The following is a 19,613-nucleotide window of genomic DNA, read 5'->3' on the forward strand; positions in this document are numbered from 1 at the left end:
GGCGAAAGAATGGCAGCTGTTCAAGAGAGTCTTTCCGATGGGCGGCAAGCCAGCCTGCGCGAGGCGATTTCCTCCTCCTCTTCCTCCAACTCTTCTTCCGCGTGGCGCGGAAGGTTTCCCTACAACGAGATCATTTCCCTTCTCGATGTGAACCGCCCGTTCAATCTGGCGGAAAGCACGTCGCAGGACCTGAGCCTCGGCGAGCTGCTCGATCTCCCGGGCCTCGAGAACATTCGCGACCTGAAGCTCGGCTACGGCACCTCTGCCGGCGCGCTTGCCCTGCGCCGGGAGATCGCGGAGGCATGCGGTGTCCCGGCGGAGCACGTCATCACGACCCAGGGTACGGCGCTGGGGCTCTTCCTGCTCGCATTCGAGGTCTGCCGTGCCGGCGACGAGGCGGTCCTGGCGACGCCATGCTTTCCGCCCAGTCGCGACTGCCTGCTTGGAGCCGGCGTGACCGTGCGCGAAGTGAAGCTTTCGTTCGAGAGCGGCTACCGGCTCGACCTGGGCCGGATCGAGGAGAGCCTTGCCTCGAAGACGAAGCTGGTGAGCATCGCTTCGCCCCAGAACCCGAGCGGCGTGCGAACTTCTCGCGCCGATGTCGAGAAGCTCCTCGGATCGATGGCGCGGCTGTCCCCGGATGCGCTTCTCTTCATCGACGAGACCTATCGCGAGGCCACCTACGGAGACGGCGCGGTGGTCGAGAGCTTCGCGAGTCTCGATCCACGCATCGTGACCGGCTCGTCCGTTTCGAAGGCGCTCGGCGCGCCCGGGCTGCGGACTGGCTGGCTCACTGTGGCGGACGCCGATCTCAGGTCACGGCTCACCATCGCCAAGATGAACACCGTGATCTCCGGATCGGTCCTCGATGAAACGCTCGCCGCGGCGTTGTTGCGTCACAGGGAGCGCGTGCTCGTGCCGCGCCGCCGGCTTCTTGCCGGTGCGTTGCAGGAGCTTTCGGATTGGTGCCGGGGCGAGCAGGGGCGCATCGAGTGGATAAGGCCGGAGGGCGGAGCACTGTGCTGCCTCAGGCTGCGGGCCGACGTGTTCGACGATGCCGCCGTCTCGCGTTTCTGGCAACTGCTGCCCGACCACGACCTGCAGCTTGCGTCGGGCAAGTGGTTCGGCGAGAGCGACAGGGTGTTCCGGCTGGGCTTCGGGTATCTGCCTCCCGCGCGCCTGGGGGCTGCGTTGGCCGCTCTTTCGTCGAGCCTCGATGCCGCCGCGGCGTGATCGACATCGACACGAGAGCCGTTTGTTTCCCTTCTGGAAAGTCGAGCAGAGCATGAAAGTACGAATCGCATACATCGAAGAGCCGCCCTTCTACTGGACAGGACAGGACCAGGCCGCGACAGGGGCAGACATCGAACTGGCCGAGGTGGTGCTTCGGGCGATCGGGGTTTCGGCCATCGAGCACCATCTCACCTCCTTCGGCGAACTCCTGCCCGGTGTGCAGGAGGGGCGCTGGGACATGAACGTGCCGATCTTCGTGACGCCCGAGCGGGCCACGCAGGTCGCGTTCAGCGAGCCGGTCTGGGCGATCGGCGACGGGTTCCTGGTGCCGCGCGGAAATCCGAAGGCACTTGCGGGCTACAAGGCAGTCGCATCCCGCGGCGATGCCCGGCTGGGCGCTGTCGTCGGCACCGTGCAGATCGACTCGGCAAGGTCCGCGGGAGTCGCCGAAGACCGGATCGTGACGTTCAAGGACCAGCCCGCTGCAGTTGCCGCACTGCTGGCGGGGAAGATCGATGCATACGTGAGCACCACGGTCGGCAATCGCGCTCTCGCAGCGATCCACGAGGACCTGGAGGTGGTTGCGAGCGAAGGCAGCGCGGGTGGACGGTTCCCGGTCGGAGCCTTCTCGTTCAACAAGCAGAACCAGCAGCTCGTGCAGGCGGTGAACAGGCAGCTCCGGACGTACCTGGGCACGGCCGACCATCGGGCCAGGATGGCGAAGTACGGCATCGAGGCTGCAGAAATCGACGCCGTGGTCGCAGGCGAGCGTCGGGGAGACGAAGCATGAAAAGAGCCTACAAGGTGGTCGATGTCTTCACCTCCCGGCCCTTCCTGGGCAACCCGGTCGCCGTCGTCCTCGACACGGACGGACTCGATACCGCCCAGATGCAGGCCATCGCAGGCTGGACCAATCTGTCGGAAACGACCTTCGTGCTTCCACCCTCGTCGGACGAGGCCGACTACCGCCTGCGGATATTCACTCCACGCAGCGAGCTTCCCTTTGCCGGTCATCCGACGCTCGGCAGCGCCCACGCGGTCCTCGAGGCCGGGCGTGTCGCGCCGCGCCGCAGCGGCCGGTTGATCCAGGAGTGCGGCATCGGCCTTGTCGAGCTGACTGTCGCGCAAACAGGCGACGAGCGCCGCCTGAGCTTCGCGCTGCCACCGGCAAGGCTGGATGCATTGGACGAGGCAGGCCTGGCAGAGCTGGAGTCGATTCTCGGAAACAGGTTGAAGATCGAACCGGCCGTCGTGAACGTGGGCCCCATCTGGCTCGTCGCGCACTTGGAAGATGCGGACAGCGTCATCGGCTTGCAGCCGGATCTTGCAAGGCTGGCCGATCTGGAGCGTCGACTTGGCGTGATGGGCCTGACGGTGTTCGGGCCGCATCGCTCCGGAGATGCCGCGATAGAGGTCCGCACATTCGCTCCTTCGTGTGGCGTCGCGGAAGACCCGGTGTGCGGAAGCGGCAACGGCAGCGTGGCCGCGTTCCTGTGGGCGCGAGGGCTGCTGCCTGCTGATGGGCGGGACTACCTTGCGACCCAGGGGCGCTGCGTTGGCCGCGATGGACGCATAGAAGTGCATGTGGACTCGGGCGGGAGCATCCGTATCGGCGGCTCATGCGTCACATGCGTCGAGGGCTCGCTGGCGAGCTAGAAGGCAAACCGTCAAGCAGACGATTGCTTCAGCCCGCTCAGAGCGGATCCAGCGAGGCATCGTCCACCGGCTGCCGCGCCTGCACGGCATTCCGCGCACGCGCACGCCGCACCAGCAGCCCGATCAGCAACGCCGCCGCTGCGGAGCCTGCCAGCGCTCCCGAGCCACCAAGCAGCTGCGCGAGGCTGTCCACGGTCTCCACGCTGACCTGCTGCGCGTGATGGACCAGCGCGGCCATGTCGGCGCCGCGCACGTTCTGGAGATCTTCCATGCGCACGTTCAGGTCGTGCCCTGCGTTCTGGAAGCGGATCTTCGCGAAGATGCCGTTGGCTATTGCCACCAGCGAGAGCACGCCCAGCGGGCGCAGCAGTGTCTCGACGAGATGGCAGCGGTCGGCGACGGGTGCCGACTCGTACACCTGCGCGACCAGCGCGGGAATCTCGGTTTCGGACACGGGTTCGGGGAATGCGGAGGAGAAGGGTTGCAATGCGTTGGATGCCATGGCGTGTTCTTCCTTTGCGTCGTGCGGCCCGGCGGCACCGGTCGGGGAAAAAGAAGTCGCGACATCGGTTGTTGCTGCCGGAACCCGCATGTTCGTACCGTTGCCACGGCACTTTGATGAACAAGCCGTAAAGCTGCGTTGAATTTACGAAACCGTCGGTGCGGTAAGCCGCAGGTCAGCTCATGCGCCGTAGATGTGGGCCTGGACATGGAAGAAGCCCCACGGAGGCAGGCTGTTAAACGAAGGCTGTCACAGCGCGTCCGATAGACTTGCGCGGGTGAACTCATCCTCCGAGCCTCCCAGTAGGCCGCTGGCCTGCGCCAGCTTTTCTCCCGCGGCACCAGCCCGCATCTTCTTTCCTATGCCGTCCGATGCGGCCCGCACCATGCCGGGCCGCGCCTGCGCGCGCGACGTTGCACGCTTCTCCGGATCATGATCGAACTGCTCTCCGACCCGGCCGTCTGGCTCGGTCTTCTGACGCTGGTCGTCCTGGAGATCGTGCTGGGCATCGACAACCTGATCTTCATCGCGATCCTCGCGGAGAAGCTGCCGCCGCGCCAGCGCGACAAGGCACGGCTCATCGGCCTGAGCCTCGCGCTCATCATGCGGTTGGCGCTGCTGTCCATCGTCTCGTGGCTGGTGACGCTGACCACGCCGCTGTTCTCGCTGTGGGGGCAGGGCTTCTCGGGGCGCGACCTGATCCTGCTGGGCGGCGGCCTGTTCCTGCTGTTCAAGGCCACTTCGGAGCTGCACGAGCGGCTCGAAGGCGTCACGGCGCGCGCGAGCACCGGCACGGCGGCCTATGCGAGCTTCTCGCTGGTGGTCACGCAGATCGTGGTGCTCGACGCGGTGTTCTCGCTCGACGCGGTGATCACCGCCGTGGGCATGGTCGACCACCTGCCGGTGATGATGGCGGCGGTCATCATCTCCATCGGCATCATGCTGTGGGCCTCGAAGCCGCTCACCCGTTTCGTGAACGCGCACCCCACGGTGGTGATGCTGTGCCTGAGCTTCCTGCTGATGATCGGCCTGAGCCTCGTGGCCGAGGGCCTGGGCTTCCACATTCCCAAGGGCTACCTGTACGGCGCCATCGGCTTCTCCGTGATGATCGAGGCGCTGAACCAGTGGGCGCGGCGCAACGAGCTGAAGCACGAGGCGCGCCGCCCGCTGCGTGAGCGCACGGCCGAGTCCGTGCTGCGGCTGCTCGGCGGCAGGGCGCCCGGTGAGCCTGCGCTGGTTGGCGTGGGCGCGGCCGACGCAGCGCCGGAAGAAACGGAACAACCGGCATTCGCGCTCGAAGAGCGCAACATGGTGAGCGGCGTGCTCACGCTGGCCGAGCGCACCGTGCGTTCGGTGATGACGCCGCGCGCCGACATCTCATGGGTGGATCTCAACGACGCCCCCGAGGCGGTGCGCGAGCAGCTGCTCGATACGCCGCACGGCATCTTCCCCGTGTGCCGAGGCTCGCTCGACGAAGTGGTGGGCGTGGCGCGCGCCAAGGACCTGCTGGGCCAACTGCTGCGCCACGGAAAAATCGACGAAAGCTCCGGCCTGCGCGCGCCGATCTACGTGCCCGAGTCGACCACCGCGATCCGGCTCATCGACACGCTGCGCGGCGCGCGCGGCCAGCTCGCATTGGTCAGCGACGAGCACGGCACGCTCACGGGCGTGGTGACGCCCATCGACGTGCTGGAGGCCATCGCGGGCGAGTTCCCCGACGAGGACGAGACGCTCGAGATCCTGCAGACCGCGCCCGATGCCTGGACCGTGTCCGGCAGCGCCGACCTGCACCTGCTGGAGCAGGCGCTGCAGACGCACGGCCTGGTGGGAGACGACGACAGCTACACCTCGGTCGCCGGCCTGCTGCTGGCGCGCTTCGGCGGCTTGCCCCCGCGCGATGCCCGCTGGACGCATGACGGGTACGATTTCGTGGTGACCGAGGTCGATGCGCAGCGCATCCGCACGGTCGCCGTCCGCCGGCTGCCCGTGGACGAACCCGAAACCTGACGTCCGCTCCTTACCATGACCGCATCGCATCGCCAACCCGTCGCGCTGACCAAGGCCTACCGCCTGCTGAACCACGGCCCCACCGTGCTCGTGAGCGCCTCGCACGGCGGCAGGCGCAACATCATGGCGGCGGCCTGGGCCATGCCGCTGGACTTCGATCCGCCCAAGGTGGCGGTGGTGCTCGACAAGAGCACCTGGACGCGCGAGCTGCTCGAAGGCGCCGGCACTTTCGCGCTGCAGGTGCCGGTGCGCGCGCAGCTCGATCTGACCGAGGCGCTGGGCAACAGCTCCGGCCGCGAGATCGTCGAGAAGTCGGGGCAGGACAAGTTCGCCGCCTACGGCCTCTCGACCTTCGCGGGCACGGCCACCGACGCGCCCCTGCTCGAAGGCTGCGCCGCCTGGCTCGAATGCCGGCTGCTGCCCGAGCCCGCCATCCAGCAGCGCTACGACCTGTTCCTGGGCGAGGTGATCGCCGCGCAGGCCGACGAGCGCGTGTTCTCCAACGGGCGCTGGCATTTCGAGGGACACGACGAGCTGCGTACGCTGCACCACGTGGCGGGCGGGCACTTCATCATCGATGGCGAGGCGGTCGACGCGCGCCCCTTGCCTCGCTAGCTGAGACGGTTCAGGCCGAACTGCCGCCGCGTGCTGCGCGAGGCGCCAGCATCGCGCGCAGCACCAGCGTGCCGAACGCGGCGGCGGCCAGCGCCAGCAGCGCGATCCACAGCAGGCGCGGCGGCGATGCCGCATCGAGCCAGTCGGCCAGCAGCAGCGTGGTGGTGTTGTAGGCCGCGTGTAGCGCGATGCACGGAATGAGCGAGCGCGTGCGTTCGTAGAGCCAGCCGAGCACCGTGCCCATCACGAGGCCCACCACGAACTGGTAGATGTTCATGTGCGCCGCACCGAAGAGCAGCGCCGACATGAAGATCGCCTGCCATCGCGGATAGCGCTGCAGGAAGCCGCGCAGCACGATGCCGCGGAACAGCATCTCCTCGAGCAGCGGCGCCATGACGCACACCGCGAGCACGGCGGCGACGCTGCCGTCGGCCATGCGGCTGAACATGGCTTCTTCCCATGCCGAGGGCGGCAGGATGCGCATCATCAGGTTGAGCGCCGAGGTGATCGTCAGCAGCAGCGCGGGCACGAGCAGCAGCGCCGGCGGCACCACCAGCATCAGCGTCGCGCCGGCAGAGGCCCGCGATTGATGGAAGAGCTCGCGGTAGGTGAGCTTCTGCGAGTGCATCAGCACCGCGAACACGCAGCCGTTGCCCAGCACGGCCGCGAGCACGCCGATCTGCATGCTGCTGAGGTCGAGCCATCCGTTGGCGTCGCGCAGCGCGGCGCCGATGACGAGCTCGACCAGGAACAGCGCCACGAACAAGAGGACGGCCTGCGTCGCCGAGGGAAAGGCGGCGCTTTTCGGGGAAGGCATGAGACGGGCGGGAGGGCGCGGAAGGAGGGTGGCGCGGATGTTACGCGACCGGCTGCATCAGGTCGGCTCGACCGCTGCGGCGATGCTGCGCGCCTGCGCCGCCGGCCGCGTGTAGCGCCACGCGATCAGCACGCCGATGTCCAGGAACACCGCGGCAATGAAGAACGGCGCGCCCGGCAACTGCACTGGCGAGCCAGCGTCGATGAAGTAGCCGAAGCTGCCTGCGAACATCGCGGGCCCGACGATGCCGGCCACCGACACGAGGCTCGTCAGCGCGCCCTGCACCCGGCCCTGCTCGGCGGGCTCGACCTGCCGGGTGACGAGGGCCTGCGCCGCCGGTGCGGCGAAGGTCAGCAGCGTGCCGAAGGGAAGCGCGGCCAGGAAGATCCAGGCCACGTCGGCAAAGCCGTAGATCACGAAGCCGAGCACGCCGCAGCCGAGCCCGAACAGCAGGGCGCTTCGCTCGCCGAAGCGCTTCACGCCCGGCCCGATCAGCAGCACGTTGATCAGCACGCTGAGCACGCCCACGAGGCCGAGCACCCAGCCCACGGTGTCTTCCTTCCAGCCGAACTGCCGGTCGGCGAACAGCACGAACACGCTCGGGTACACGTACTGCGCGAGGTTCATGAGGAAGATCACCGCCGCGAGGCCGAACACCTGCGGATAGCGCTTCAGCAGCACCAGCGAGCCGATCGGGTTGGCATGCGACCAGTCGAACCGGGGGCTGCGCCGCTCAGGCGGCAGCGACTCGGGCAGCACGAACCATCCGTAGCAGACGTTGAGCATCGTCAGGCCGGCCGCGAACCAGAACGGCAGGCGCGGATCGATGTGGCTCAACTGCCCGCCGAGCACAGGCCCGAGCACCAGGCCCACGCCGAACGCCGCGCCCACGATGCCGTAGCTTTTGGCGCGCTCTTCCGGCGTCGTCACGTCGGCGATGTAGGCGTTGGCCGCTGTGAGGCTGGCCGAGAACACGCCCGACACCACCCGGCCGATGAAGAGCCACGGCAGGCTGTCGGCCAGGGCCATGAACACGAAGTCGATGGCCAGCCCGAGGCACGACAGCAGGATCACCGGCCGCCGCCCGAAACGGTCGGACAGGACGCCCTGGATGGGCGAGCAGATGAACTGGATCACCGCGAACGCCGTGCCGAACACCGCGATCCAGTACGCCGCCGTCGCGGTGCTGCCGCCGGCGAGGCGCTCCACCAGGTGCGGCAGGCCGGGAAGAATCAGCCCGAACGCCAGGAAGTCGATCAGGACGGTGACGAAGATGAAGACGAGTGCGGCGCGGCGTGCTCGTGGTGCTTGAAGGGGCGAGTTCATCGCGGGTTCGTTCGGCCCGTTGCTCAGCCGTTGTTGCGGCTCAGGTACTCGCCCACGCGGGGACGCGCCTCGCGGATGCCTCCCAGCCGGCCGAGCAGGCCGTCGAGCACGCCGAACATCAGCGCGAGGCTCTTGCGCAGGCGGTCGCGCTCGAAGATCAGCATGGGAAGGATCTGCTTCAACGTATAGACGTTGATGAACAGGATCGCGGGGAAGGCACGCACATGAGCGAGCGAGAGATCGAGCGCGTTGCGCGTCAGGTAGTAGCGCCGCGCGGCCGGGTAGTTGATGACGTAGATCTTCCAGCCGAACAGCGACCGGGCCTGGAGGTCGCCGATCTGGTGCCGCAGCACGACGGCCGGATTCAGGTAGAGCGGCACTTCGCCGCGCAGCGCGCGCATGCAGTAGTCGGTGTCGACGTGGTCGATCACGTAGCGTTCGTCGAAGCGGCCGATTTGGGTCCATGCGGCACGCGAAATCAGCGAGCCCGAAGAGATCATGAAGGCGCAGCGGACCAGCGGCTCGGTGAATGGCTTGCGCAGGTCGAACTGGTAGACGCGCTTGCCCTCGAGGCCGAACTGGGGAATGAGCGCATCCAGGTTCGTGTCGTGTACGAGCGGGCCGATCAGGAAGGCCGCTCCCTCTTCTCTTTCGCTGGCCACTGCCGCGGCCTTGCACATGTCGTCGAAGTAGCCGGGCGGAAGCACCGAATCCTGGTCGAGCAGGAAGAAGAGTTCGGCGCCTTGCGCTTCGAGTTCGGCGATGCCGCAATTGAACGCACCCGCGATGCCGCCGCGGTTGCCGTTGTGCAGCACGGTGATGCCCGGGCCGGCGAGCGCGCCGTGCCAATTGCCTGCTTCGGGTGTGTTGTCGACCACGCAGAGGCGCGGGCACGATTGCGCGAGCGTACGGAGATTGGCCAGCTGCCCGTCGGTGGGGAAGTACGTGACGACGACTGCACCGAACGACAAGGACATCGCGTTTCTCCGGGGAGTGAAGGCTGGGCGTGAGCCTGAACCGACGGCGATTCTAAGCACCGCTACCTGCGTGAAAGAGCGGCTTCAGTAGGGCTTCGGCCCTTGTTCTTGTCCTTGTTGATACGGAAGTGTGAACCCGTGCTGCCCACGCGTTCCGGCGCTATAGCGAATTCGTATCCATTCGGTGGATATTGCAGGCTGCGAACAGGTGATGAAATTTTTTGATGAGGTTTTCATCGAGCCTGCCGCAGGGTTTGCGACAGCGGCGCAAGCTCGATCCTCCCGCTCCCGCCGGCCGTTGCGAGTTGCAACCCGAGCAGCGCCGTGTACTCGCGCCGCCGCGCGCTGCCGTGCGGATCGCCGGACACGATGCCGGTTGAGGGGTGGCACATGAGCACGTCGCCGGTGCGGCAGGCCGACAGCCAGTCCGACAGGCGCTGCTCGTGCTGTTCCATGCCTCCGGAGAAGTCGTAGACCCCCAGGAGCCGGCTGCTGGTGGGAATGCCGCGCTTCGCAGCCAATGCGTTCAGCCGCGAGCCGCCCAGCGAATGGATGACCCTGACCTTCAGCCGATCGGGGCCGTGGCGCCAGCCCGGCGCCGTGCTGCGTATCCACGGCGGCGCGCCCGCATAGCGCCGCGCGATCTCTTCCACCAGCAGCTCGCGCACTACCGGGAACTGGTGCACGTGCCGGTGCCCGTCCACGAAGGCGGGCGCACGGCCCATGGCGTCCTCGAAGCGCGTCAGCTGGTCGCGTATGTCGGCTTGCAGGCCGGGCGCGAACACCGTGCGCGTGTAGGTCCGCGCGAGCAGTCCGCCCAGTCCGGGCTCGGGGGCGCCGGCACGAGCGGGCCGGGTGAGGTCCAGATGCAGGCCGGTGTCGAACTGTGCAGGGTCGAGGCGCCTCAGCATCCGCGCGCCGGCCAGCCAGGCTTCTCGGCGCACCATGCCGCCGGTCGCGGAGATTTTTCCCTGTTCGGCGAGATCGAGGACGGCCGAGTTGATGCCCGCGCTCATGCCGAAGTCATCGGCGCAGATGCAGAGGTAGCGAGACGGCTCACTCATCGCCGTGCGTTCCCGGGGACTGTGCCGAAGCGGGTGCCGGCGCGAGCGGTGCATCCAGGCAGTGCGGATCGCCGGTGGGGCTGCCCGCGAAGCGCCAGGCGGCGAGGCCGTCGTTCACCGCCACCAGTTGCGCACGGAAGAGCCAGGGGTTCGCGAGCTGCGCCGTGTTCGAACCGACCAGCCAGGTGGTGCGGGGCACGCACAGCGTGTCCGCGAGCTGCGTGCGATCGACCAGCGTGCGCGCGGCGTGCGCCGGGTCGAACCGGGCGGCATCCGAGATCTCCTTGCGCCAGTTGTCGCGCGTGTCGAGGGCGGCGGCCTTCCAGTCGTCCGACACCAGCACGGGCTCGCGCAGGTTCCAGTAGAAGGGGATCTCGTAGTGGTAGCTGTCGAGCATCAGCACCTGGTCACCCGGTGCCACCGCTTGCCCAGCCGGCAGCTTCAGCCGCGTGCCCGGCGGCGAGGCATACATCGCGACGGCGATCACGCAGCCGATGCACACCACGGCCGCGGCCAGCGTGGTCGCGCGCACCCTTGGCAGCAGGGCCTCGAGCGGGCGGCCCGCCAGCACGCGCTGCGCGATCAGGTACGCCAGCGGCGGCAGCGCGGGCAGCACGTAGCCGACGAGCTTGGAGCGCGGCAGCGAGAAGAACACCACGATCACCGCGAGCCAGATCCACATCAGCCGGTCGATGTCGGGCTGGCGGTGCCGCGCGGAGTCGTCCGCCCCCCGAGGCACGAACACCCATGCGAACCATGGCAGCGTGAGACCGGCGAGCACTGGCAGGTAGAACCAGAAGCCATGCTCGTTGTTGAAGCCCGTGGACGCGAAGCGGCGGAAGTGCTGCGTGACGACGAAGTAGTCGAAGAACTCCGGGTACTTCATCTGCATCGCGACGAACCACGGGCCGGCCACGATCAGCAGGACGGCCCAGCCCGGCAGCCACAGCGCGAGCCGCAGCGCCGCGAGCCTGCGCGTTGCCGCGCACCAGGCCGCGATCACCAGGGCGGGCAGCACGAGGCCGATCAGCCCCTTGGCCAGCAGCCCGGCCGCCGCGAACAGGTAGGCGCCGGCCAGCAGTGCCCGCCATGGCTCCTCGCGCTCCCTGGCCAGCGCCGCGCCGGCCGCCAGCAGCACCGTGCCCGAGATGCAGCCCGCCACCAGCATGTCGAGGTTCGCGAACTGCGCGCCGAGAAAGAAGAAGGGCGTGGTCACCAGCACCACCGTGGACAGCAGTGCCAGCCGCGCCGTCGACCACCGGCGCAGGAAGAGGAAGAGCGCCGCCGCCGCCGCGCCCCCGCCGAGGATCGAAGGCAGCCGTGCTGCCCATTCGACCGGACCGGTGACCGCCATCGCGGCCGCGCCGATCCAGTAGAAGAGCGGCGGCTTGTGGAAGAAGGGCAGTCCGTCGAGCCGGGGCACCAGCCAGTCGCCCGAGCGCAGCATTGCCAGGGCGACGCCGCCGTAGCGGCCTTCGTCGGGCGCCATCAGCGGGCGGATCCATGCCGTGGCCAGCAGCCAGGTGAGGAGAGCGACGATGAGCCATGACGGTTGAGGGACAGTCCACGATGCGGAGGTCGACCGTTTCATGTCTTCCCGGTCTCGAGTCCCGTGCCGCGTTCGTGGCGAACCACGTACAGCGGGCGTCCCTTGACCTCCTCGTAGATGCGCGCGATGTACTCGCCCACGATGCCGGTGGAGATCATCTGGATGCCGATGAAGAACATCAGGCTCACGACGATGGTGGTCCACCCCGAGACCTCGTTGCCGAACAGCAGGTAGTCGATGGCCACGTAGGCGCCGTAGGCGAATGCCGGCACCGCCAGCATCAGGCCGGCCACGCTGACCGCGCGCAGCGGCCATGTGGTGAAGGCCGTGAGCCCGTCGATGGCCAGCCGCACCAGGCGGCGCGCGTTGAAGGTGCTCTTGCCTTCGGCGCGCGGCGCGGGCGTGTAGGGCAGCGCCACCGCGCGGAAGCCCACCCAGGCGTACAGGCCCTTCATGAAGCGGCTGCGCTCGGGCAGGCTCATGAGCGCGTCGACCACCTTGCGGTCCATAAGCCGGAAGTCGCCCGCGTCCCTGGGCACGGCGAAGCGGTCCGACGCATTGAGCAGGTTGTAGAAGAGCCTGCTGCCGACCTGCTTGAAGCGGCTTTCGTCGCTGCGTTCCCGGCGCACCGCGTACACCACCTCCGCACCGGCCACCCACTGCGCGATCATGGTGTGGATGAGCTCGGGCGAGTGCTGCAGGTCACCGTCGAGCAGCACCACGGCGTCGCCCGTGGCGGCGGCAAGGCCGGCGGTGAGCGCGGCTTCCTTGCCGAAGTTGCGCGACAGCGAGATGCAGCGGAAGCCCGAGAGCTCGCACCACGCCTCGGCCACGGCGGCGGTGTCGTCTGTGCTGCCGTCGTCCACCACGATGATCTCCCAGCGCATGTGCGTGGCCCAGAGGATGTCCTCCAGCAGCGGCAGCAGGTGCCGCAGGTTCGCCGCCTCGTTGAAACACGGGATCACGCAGGAGATGCTGCGCGCGCCGGCCGGCGGTGCGGACGCCACGGCGGTGTCCGTGAGCGGCGCGGGGGTGTCGGCCTGCGGCAGGCGGATCGGCGGTCGCGAATGCCTGCTGTTGTCGGTCGAAGAGATCATGGAAGCCTCCATGGCGAAGCGGCCGCGTTCGTGTTGTCGCGAGTGCGGCCGGCTGGCGACGTTGGAAAAGAAACGAATCGGTGCGCGAGCCGTTGCGCGACGGCGGCCAGGCCGGCAATCACGGCTCCGAGCAGCAGCCCGGCCGCGATGTCGATGGGGAAATGCACGCCCACGTAGACGCGTGCCCAGCCAGTGGCGGCGGCCAGCACCAGCAGCGGCACGCTCAACCTGCGCAGGCTCGGGCGCAGCAGGAAGGCCAGCGCCACCATGAACATCACGGTCGCGTGCGTGCTCGGCAGCGAGCCACGGCCCGCGTGCTCGATGTACGAGGGAGCCAGCCCCAGCATGAAGGGGCGCGGCGTGTTCAGCGAGGTCGCGATCGCATGCGAGACCATCGACGCGAAGCCCGAGAGGGCCGCGACGATGAACAGATAGGCGCGGTCGGCGCGATGCCGCCACAGCGCGTAGACGAGAACGCCAGCGCACAGCCAGGCGCCCCAGAGCGCGAAGGCCGATGCGACGAAAAGCACCCACGCGGTCGGGTGGCTGCCGGCCGTGAGCCATTGGAAGAGCGAGAGGTTCAGCGCATTCATGACGCCACCTTCGGCGGGTTCTGGAAAACAGAGGACGTGCGATGCCGCGCGGCGCAACGGGCGCAGCAATGGAAACCGGACATGTCGGACCTTTCGACAGGGAAGAGAAAGCCCGCTGCGTGACGCAGCAGACCGCCCGACGCGCGAGGCGTCGTGTCTCAGGTGGCGGAAGGCGGGGCGACGGTCGGCGGCAGGCGCCGCCAGGGTTGCGCCGGAGGCGGTGCACCGCCGTGCGGCGGCACGTGTTCGGGCGCTTCGCGCACGATGGGAACGGCGAGCCGTGAGGCAGCCACCGCCAGCGGCAGCAGTGCAAGCACCATTGCCATCAACGCGCTCAGCGCAAGGTCGAATGCATCGGGGTGATCGATGCTTGCAGGCGCCTGCGCGAACACGGTGGTCTCGCGGTCCGTCGGATGGTCCGCGCGATCGTCGGCTTCGAACTGCGTGGTGTCGCTCGCGCTGCGTACCCGCAGCATCGGCTCGTCTTCCAGCCCGTCGCAGCGGAAATGCACTGCGATGAAGGGCTGCAGAAAAATCAGCAGGATGCCCGCGACGCACCACGCCTTGTGGTGTGCCTCGACAAAACGGCGAACGCGCGCGAGCAGCAACAGCATGAGGGAATGCTAGGAGGCTCGTGTGAACGGAACCTGATCGTGCGGGTCAGCATCCCGCAAGGTTGAAGATGACGCGCGTATGAAAGGGTCTTCGAGGGCGCTCGTCGGTTGCCTGTCCGGAGGCTGACCGTGCCTCGGCTATTCTTCGCCCCCGCGTGCCCGTGGCCTTCAGTGAGCCGGCGCGCCGTTCATCGATGAACGACAGACAACCCTGTCCTTTGCCAGAGAGAAAGAACCCGCTCCATGTTCCGTACCCTGCTCAAGTCCAAGATCCATCGCGTCGCAGTGACCGACTGCGAACTGCATTACGAAGGCTCCTGCGCCATCGATGAAGACCTGCTCGATGCCGCCAACATGGCCGAGAACGAGCAGGTCCACATCTGGAACATCAACAACGGCGAGCGCTTCGTGACCTACGCGATTCGCGGCGAGCGCGGCAGCGGCATCATCTCGGTGAACGGATCGGCTGCGCGCCGCGCGTCGGTGGGCGACCTGATCATCATCGCCGCGTTCGGACTGGTGCCAGAGGACCAGGTGGCGAACCACGAGCCCAGGCTGGTGTTCGTCGACGATGCCAATCGCATCAAGGAAGAACGCTCGCATGTTCCGGTGCAGGCGGCTTCCGGCGAGGCCGTCGTCGCCTGACGGGACCGCACCGTCCGGCAACGGCCCGGTGCGCGCCGCGTTTGGCCTTCGCTTACTGCGAGACCGGCTTCAGGTAGATCTCGACGCGGCGGTTCTGCGTGCGCCCGTCTTCGGTGGCGTTGCTCGCCACTGGCTGGGTCTGGCCTCGTCCCTCGGTCGAGAGGCGCGCGCTCTTCACGCCATGGTCGATCAGGTAGGCGCCCACGCTTTGCGCGCGGCGCTGCGACAGCGCCATGTTGTGCTCGGCATTGCCGGTGCTGTCGGTGTGGCCGACCACGCGCGCATTGATGTTGGGCTCCTGCGCGATCGTCTGGGCCACGCCGTCGAGGACGTTGCGGAACGATGGCTTGATGGTGGCGCTGTCGGTGTCGAAGGTCACCTGGCTGGGAATGTTGAGCTTCAGCGAGCCGTCCGGCTGATCGATGATCTGCGTGCCGGTGTCCGCGGTCTGGTTGCTGAGCTTGTTGCGGATGTTGGTCCAGTTGTAGCCGACGCCCGCGCCGACGGCAGCACCGACCGCCGCGCCGATGGCCGTGCTCTTCTTGTCGCGGCCGATGAGGTTGCCCACACCCGCGCCGACTGCCGCGCCGGCACCGGTGCCTACGGCCGTATGGGTTGCTTGCTCGGATGCGCAGCCTGCGAGGAGCGCGGCGGCGATGGCGAGAGAGGTCAGCGTGATCTTCATGTTCTTCCCTTTTCGATGGTTCGGATCCGGATCGGCAGCGCCTGCGATCTCCCGCACTGGCGCTCGATCCGAAGGGAACAACTCGTGCGCACACGCTTGCGCCGACAGCGAAGGCCTCGCAGAAGCCGCGAAGCCTCATCTCTTCCTTGCATACGTGAAATAGGTCTCGCGCCGTACGGCTCGTCACATATCGGGAGAGACGTTCGTCAACTGCGTTGCCGCGGAGGCGTTGGTCGCAACATGCACGTGCTTTCGTGCGATTCACAAGGAGCGATCTTGAAGAAGACCCTTTTCCTGCTGGCGGCCAGTTCCGTCTTTGCCGTCTCTGCTTTTGCACAGCAGCCATCCGCTCCCGCGACGACCAGCCCCGCGGCACCGGCTGCTGCAGCACCTGCCGCCGCTGCGCCTGCTCCGGCAGCGACAAAGCCCGCTGCTGCGCCTGCTGCGGCTGCACCCGCGCCGGCAGCGACCAAGCCAGCCGCCGCGCCTGCTGCCGCCGCTCCCGCAGCGGTGCCCACCGCCGGCCAGGTGTGGGTCAACGGCAAGGTCTATCACTGCGCCAACGACAAGTACTTCGGCAAGACCAAGCGCGGCTCGTACATGTCCGAAGCCGATGCGAAGGCCAAGGGCGCGCACGTCGCCCACGGCAAGGCGTGCTGAGCATCGGGTCAACGTGAAAAGCGCCCCTCGCGGGGCGCTGTCTCTCTGGCGCGGCGGAAGGCCTTGCGCGCCCTTGAGCTGGGCGAACAGGCCCTAGAACACGAACGGAATGAAGCGCCGCGTGCCGCGCATGTACGCGCGGTATTCGTCGCCGAAATGGGCGATGCATTCCTGCTCGTCGCGCAGCGCCGTCATGATCAGCAGCACCGTGGCCGCGAGCACCAGCGCCAGCGTGAGCCAGGTGAACTGCTTGAGGAAGGCGCCCCAGGCCAGCAGCAGCAGCGCCGTGTACATGGGGTGGCGGATGTAGCGGAAGGCGCCGCTGCTGACGATGGCCGAGGTCTTCTCGAAGCCGTAGAGCGCCGGGTCGTCGCTGCGTGCATCGCTCGGCTTGCCCTGTGCCTTGAGCAGCCGCACCGCGTGTATCGGCAGCCAGATCGACAGCACGAAGAAGAGCGAGGAAATGATCTGCTTCGGCGAGAACGGGTCGTCATGCCACACGGGCAGGTTGACCACGATCAGCACCAGCATGCATTCCCACGCGAAGAAACGGTAGAAGCCGTGCGAGCCCGGTTGGCTCAGGGGGCCGCGCGACACGTACACCAGCGCGGCCGAGCCGGCGACGAGAAGAAAGAGCTGGATCCAGAAGAGCATGGCGGGCGAATTTACACGGCCCGCGGGCTTCAGCCCGAAATAGAGAAGCCGCCGTCTACGGGAATTGCAGTGCCCGTCACGTAGTCGGAGGCGGCGCTGGCGAGGAACACGGCGGTGCCGGCGATGTCGGCCGGCTGGCCCCAGCGGCCGGCCGCGGCGCGGGCCGTGACGCGCTCGTACAGGCCCGGAACCTGGCTGCGGGCGCCGTCGGTGAGCTCGGTCTCGAACCAGCCCGGCAGGATCGCGTTGACCTGGATGTTGTCGGGCGCCCACGAGAGCGCCGTCGACTTGGTGAGCTGCACGATGCCGGCCTTGCTTGCCGCATAGGCCGGTGCGTAGGCGGCGCCGAAGATCGACATCATCGAGCCGATGTTGATGATCTTGCCGCCGCCAGCGGCCTTCAGGTGCGGGTGCGCGGCGCGGCTGCACAGGAAGGCGCTGGTGAGGTTGGTGTCCATCACCTTGTGCCACTCGTCCAGCGCGAGCTGGTCGACCGGCTTGCGCACCGTGGTGCCGGCGTTGTTGACGAGGATGTCGAGCCGGCCGCAGCGCGCGGCGGCATCGTCGAAGAGCTTCTTCACCGAGGCCTCGTCGCTTACGTCGGCCTCGAGCGCGAAGCTGTCGCTGCCCAGTGCCTTCAATGCCTCGACCGCGGCAGCCGACTTCTGCGCGTTGCGCGCGGCCACGATGACGCGCGCGCCGGCCTTTGCAAGCCCTTGGGCCATGCCGAGGCCGATGCCTCCGTTGCCGCCCGTGACGAGCGCGACTTTGCCGGTGAGGTCGAAGAGGGTGAACATCAGGTGGAGAGCGGTTCGGGCTTCTTGGAAACGAGGGTCAGGATATCGTAGCTGGCGACCAGTTCACCGTCCTGGTTCGTCACTTCCACGTCCCATGCCACCACGCCCTGGCCCTGGCCGCTCGCGTCCTTCTTGTTGCGGTCGATCTTGCGCTTGCAGGTCAGGCGTGCCTGGATGGTGTCGCCGATGCCCACGGGCTTGGTGAAGCGCAGCGTGTCGAGGCCGTAGTTGGCCAGCACCGGGCCCGGCGAGGGCGACACGAACAGGCCCGCCGCCGCCGACAGCACGAAGTAGCCGTGCGCGATGCGCTTGCCGAAGGGCGACTCCTTGGCCGCGACTTCGTCGAAGTGCATGTAGAAATAGTCGCCCGAGATGCCGCCGAAGGCCACGATGTCGGCCTCGCCCACCGTGCGGCGGTGCGTGAGCAGCGAGTCGCCGATGCGCAGGTCTTCGAAGTAGCGGCGGAAGGGGTGCACCTCGCTCTCGCGCACGGCCGCGCCGCGCACGTGTTCGCCGGTGATGGCGGCCAGCATGGTGGGCGAGCCCTGCACGGCGGTGCGCTGCAGGTAGTGCTTCACCGCGCGCAGGCCGCCCAGCTCCTCGCCGCCGCCGGCGCGCCCCGGGCCGCCGTGCTTGAGCTGCGGCAGCGGCGAGCCGTGGCCGGTCGATTCGGCGGCGGCCTCGCGGTCGAGCACCAGCAGGCGGCCGTGCCATGCGGCGGCCACGGGAATGGCCTTGGCCGCGGTGGCCGGGTCGCGCGTGACCAGCGTGCCGACCAGGCTGCCCCGGCCGCGCGCGGCCAGTGCCAGCGCTTCGTCGATGCCGTCGTAGGGCATCAGCGTGCTGACGGGGCCGAAGGCCTCCACGTCGTGCGCGGCGTCATGTTCCAGCGGCTTGCGGCTCAGCAGCAGCGTGGGCGCGAAGAAAGCGCCTTCGCCCACGCCGTCGCCCACCGGCGAGAAGCCGTCGCGCTCGCCGTACACCAGCTCCGCGCCCTTGAGCAGCGTGGCGACGCGCTCGGCCACGTCGGCCTGCTGGTCGCGCGAGGCCAGCGCTCCCATTCGCACTTCCTCGCGCGAAGGGTCGCCCACCACGGTCTTGGCCAGCCGCGCGCGCAGCCGCTCGGCCACTGCGTCCAGGTGTTGGCGCGGCACGATCGCGCGACGGATGGCCGTGCATTTCTGGCCGGCCTTGATGGTCATCTCGCGCGCCACTTCCTTCACGAAGAGATCGAACTCCTCGTCGTCGGGCGTCACGTCGGGCGCGAGGATGGCGCAATTGAGCGAATCGGCCTCGGCGTTGAACGGGATCGACTGGCGCACGATGTTCGGATGCACGCGCAGCTTCGCGGCCGTGTCGGCCGAGCCGGTGAAGGTGACCACGTCGGGCCCTTCGAGCCGGTCGAGCAGGTCGCCTGTGCTGCCGATGACCAGCTGCAGCGAGCCCTCGGGCAGGATGCCCGACTGCACGATGAGCCGCACCAGCGCCTCGGTGAGATAGCTGGTGGCCGTGGCCGGCTTGCCGATGCAGGGCATGCCCGCGAGGAAGCTGGGCGCGAACTTCTCGAGCAGGCCCCACACCGGGAAGTTGAAGGCGTCGATGTGCACCGCCACGCCGCCGCGCGGCACCAGGATGTGCGTGCCCGCGAAGCCGCCCTTCTTGCCGAGCGGGAAGGCCGGGCCTTCATGCACCAGGTTGCCCGAGGGCAGCTCGTTGGTGCCGATGCCGGCGTACGCGCTCAGCGTGCCGGCGCCGCCTTCGATGTCGATCCAGCTGTCGGCGCGCGTGGCGCCCGTGTGGGCCGAGATGGCGTAGAGCGTTTCCTTGTTCGCGGCCAGGTACTTGGCCAGCGCCTTCAGGCGTTCGGCGCGCTGCTGGAAGTCGAGCTTCATGAGCGCCGGGATGCCGGTGCGGCGCGCATAGGCCAGCGCCTCGGCGAAGTCGATGGCCTCGGCGTGCGTGCTCGCCACGGGCTTGCCGTTGACGGCGCTGCGCAGCTGCTGGGCGGCCTGCTGGCCGATCCAGCGGCCGGCGATGTAGCTTTGGAGGGTGGTGGTCATGGTGCGAGTCCTTTGCGTGTTGCTCCTTCCCCCGCTGGGGGAAGGCTGGGATGGGGGCAGCC

Annotated in this window: 20 protein-coding genes; 7 read left to right on the forward strand and 13 right to left on the reverse strand. The window is 68.1% G+C overall.

The features are described from left to right. Window positions 1–9 precede the first annotated feature (9 nt). From ABL840_RS08500 to ABL840_RS08510, 3 genes are read left to right on the forward strand one after another with little or no spacing between them, the layout of a single operon-like run. Entirely contained in the window at window positions 10–1,233 is a 1,224-nt protein-coding gene (locus tag ABL840_RS08500) for a pyridoxal phosphate-dependent aminotransferase (RefSeq protein WP_093306075.1), read from the forward strand. 52 nt (window positions 1,234–1,285) lie between these two features. After that, complete coding sequence (locus ABL840_RS08505; protein WP_093306108.1) at window positions 1,286–2,023, forward strand: transporter substrate-binding domain-containing protein; 738 nt, start codon at window positions 1,286–1,288, stop codon at window positions 2,021–2,023. Then, window positions 2,020–2,889: a PhzF family phenazine biosynthesis protein gene (locus tag ABL840_RS08510; RefSeq protein ID WP_093306073.1), complete on the forward strand. Its 870-nt coding sequence runs from the start codon at window positions 2,020–2,022 to the stop codon at window positions 2,887–2,889. Before ABL840_RS08505 ends, ABL840_RS08510 begins: the two co-directional genes overlap by 4 nt. Window positions 2,890–2,926: 37 nt before the next feature. Here ABL840_RS08510 and ABL840_RS08515 read toward each other — a convergent pair whose 3' ends face one another. Continuing rightward, a complete protein-coding gene (locus tag ABL840_RS08515; RefSeq protein WP_093306071.1) occupies window positions 2,927–3,391 on the reverse strand; it encodes a hypothetical protein in 465 nt (154 codons plus the stop codon). Window positions 3,392–3,826: 435 nt separating this feature from the next. On the opposite strand from ABL840_RS08515, the gene ABL840_RS08520 reads away from it, so the two are divergent. Continuing rightward, on the forward strand, window positions 3,827–5,398 hold the full coding sequence (locus ABL840_RS08520) for a TerC family protein (RefSeq protein WP_176947590.1): 1,572 nt from the start codon (window positions 3,827–3,829) through the stop codon (window positions 5,396–5,398). 15 nt (window positions 5,399–5,413) lie between these two features. Continuing rightward, window positions 5,414–6,013, forward strand: a complete 600-nt coding sequence (locus tag ABL840_RS08525) for a flavin reductase family protein (protein ID WP_093306067.1) — start codon at window positions 5,414–5,416, stop codon at window positions 6,011–6,013. Between the two features lie 10 nt (window positions 6,014–6,023). On the opposite strand, the gene ABL840_RS08530 is transcribed toward ABL840_RS08525, so the two are convergent. From ABL840_RS08530 to ABL840_RS08565, 8 genes are all read right to left on the reverse strand, one after another. Then, entirely contained in the window at window positions 6,024–6,830 is an 807-nt protein-coding gene (locus ABL840_RS08530) for a CPBP family intramembrane glutamic endopeptidase (RefSeq protein WP_093306065.1), read from the reverse strand. Window positions 6,831–6,887: 57 nt separating this feature from the next. Continuing rightward, on the reverse strand, window positions 6,888–8,156 hold the full coding sequence (locus ABL840_RS08535; RefSeq protein WP_093306063.1) for a TCR/Tet family MFS transporter: 1,269 nt from the start codon (window positions 8,154–8,156) through the stop codon (window positions 6,888–6,890). A gap of 23 nt (window positions 8,157–8,179) precedes the next feature. After that, window positions 8,180–9,133 carry a glycosyltransferase family 2 protein gene (locus ABL840_RS08540; RefSeq protein WP_093306060.1) on the reverse strand — a complete coding sequence of 318 codons (954 nt, stop codon included), beginning with the start codon at window positions 9,131–9,133 and terminating at the stop codon, window positions 8,180–8,182. 233 nt (window positions 9,134–9,366) lie between these two features. After that, window positions 9,367–10,197, reverse strand: a complete 831-nt coding sequence (locus tag ABL840_RS08545; RefSeq protein ID WP_093306057.1) for a ChbG/HpnK family deacetylase — start codon at window positions 10,195–10,197, stop codon at window positions 9,367–9,369. Beyond that, window positions 10,190–11,788: an ArnT family glycosyltransferase gene (locus ABL840_RS08550; protein WP_093306055.1), complete on the reverse strand. Its 1,599-nt coding sequence runs from the start codon at window positions 11,786–11,788 to the stop codon at window positions 10,190–10,192. Before ABL840_RS08550 ends, ABL840_RS08545 begins: the two co-directional genes overlap by 8 nt. Beyond that, window positions 11,785–12,843 carry a glycosyltransferase family 2 protein gene (locus ABL840_RS08555; RefSeq protein WP_176947586.1) on the reverse strand — a complete coding sequence of 353 codons (1,059 nt, stop codon included), beginning with the start codon at window positions 12,841–12,843 and terminating at the stop codon, window positions 11,785–11,787. Before ABL840_RS08555 ends, ABL840_RS08550 begins: the two co-directional genes overlap by 4 nt. Then, complete coding sequence (locus ABL840_RS08560; protein ID WP_093196228.1) at window positions 12,840–13,436, reverse strand: phosphatase PAP2 family protein; 597 nt, start codon at window positions 13,434–13,436, stop codon at window positions 12,840–12,842. Before ABL840_RS08560 ends, ABL840_RS08555 begins: the two co-directional genes overlap by 4 nt. 158 nt (window positions 13,437–13,594) lie before the next feature. After that, window positions 13,595–14,050, reverse strand: coding sequence for a hypothetical protein (locus ABL840_RS08565; RefSeq protein ID WP_418116231.1), 456 nt, complete (start codon window positions 14,048–14,050; stop codon window positions 13,595–13,597). 243 nt (window positions 14,051–14,293) lie between these two features. On the opposite strand from ABL840_RS08565, the gene panD reads away from it, so the two are divergent. Beyond that, the gene (panD, locus tag ABL840_RS08570; protein ID WP_093196227.1) at window positions 14,294–14,695 is read left to right on the forward strand and encodes an aspartate 1-decarboxylase; all 402 of its coding nucleotides are present in this window, start codon (window positions 14,294–14,296) and stop codon (window positions 14,693–14,695) included. A gap of 52 nt (window positions 14,696–14,747) precedes the next feature. On the opposite strand, the gene ABL840_RS08575 is transcribed toward panD, so the two are convergent. Beyond that, entirely contained in the window at window positions 14,748–15,380 is a 633-nt protein-coding gene (locus ABL840_RS08575) for an OmpA family protein (RefSeq protein ID WP_093306053.1), read from the reverse strand. 276 nt (window positions 15,381–15,656) lie between these two features. Here ABL840_RS08575 and ABL840_RS08580 point away from each other — a divergent pair, with 276 nt between their 5' ends. Next, window positions 15,657–16,040, forward strand: a complete 384-nt coding sequence (locus ABL840_RS08580; protein WP_093306051.1) for a hypothetical protein — start codon at window positions 15,657–15,659, stop codon at window positions 16,038–16,040. A gap of 93 nt (window positions 16,041–16,133) precedes the next feature. On the opposite strand, the gene ABL840_RS08585 is transcribed toward ABL840_RS08580, so the two are convergent. From ABL840_RS08585 to paaZ, 3 genes are read right to left on the reverse strand one after another with little or no spacing between them, the layout of a single operon-like run. Beyond that, window positions 16,134–16,694 (reverse strand): methyltransferase family protein, encoded by a 561-nt coding sequence (locus tag ABL840_RS08585; protein WP_093306049.1) that lies wholly within the window; start codon window positions 16,692–16,694, stop codon window positions 16,134–16,136. A gap of 29 nt (window positions 16,695–16,723) precedes the next feature. After that, window positions 16,724–17,491: an SDR family NAD(P)-dependent oxidoreductase gene (locus tag ABL840_RS08590; protein ID WP_093196223.1), complete on the reverse strand. Its 768-nt coding sequence runs from the start codon at window positions 17,489–17,491 to the stop codon at window positions 16,724–16,726. Further along, entirely contained in the window at window positions 17,491–19,551 is a 2,061-nt protein-coding gene (gene paaZ, locus ABL840_RS08595) for a phenylacetic acid degradation bifunctional protein PaaZ (RefSeq protein WP_093306048.1), read from the reverse strand. The genes ABL840_RS08590 and paaZ overlap by 1 nt, the downstream gene beginning before the upstream one ends. Between the last annotated feature and the right edge of the window lie 62 nt (window positions 19,552–19,613).

The sequence above is a fragment of the Variovorax sp. NFACC27 genome, from assembly GCF_048301545.1.
GTDB classification, from domain to species: domain Bacteria; phylum Pseudomonadota; class Gammaproteobacteria; order Burkholderiales; family Burkholderiaceae_C; genus Variovorax; species Variovorax gossypii.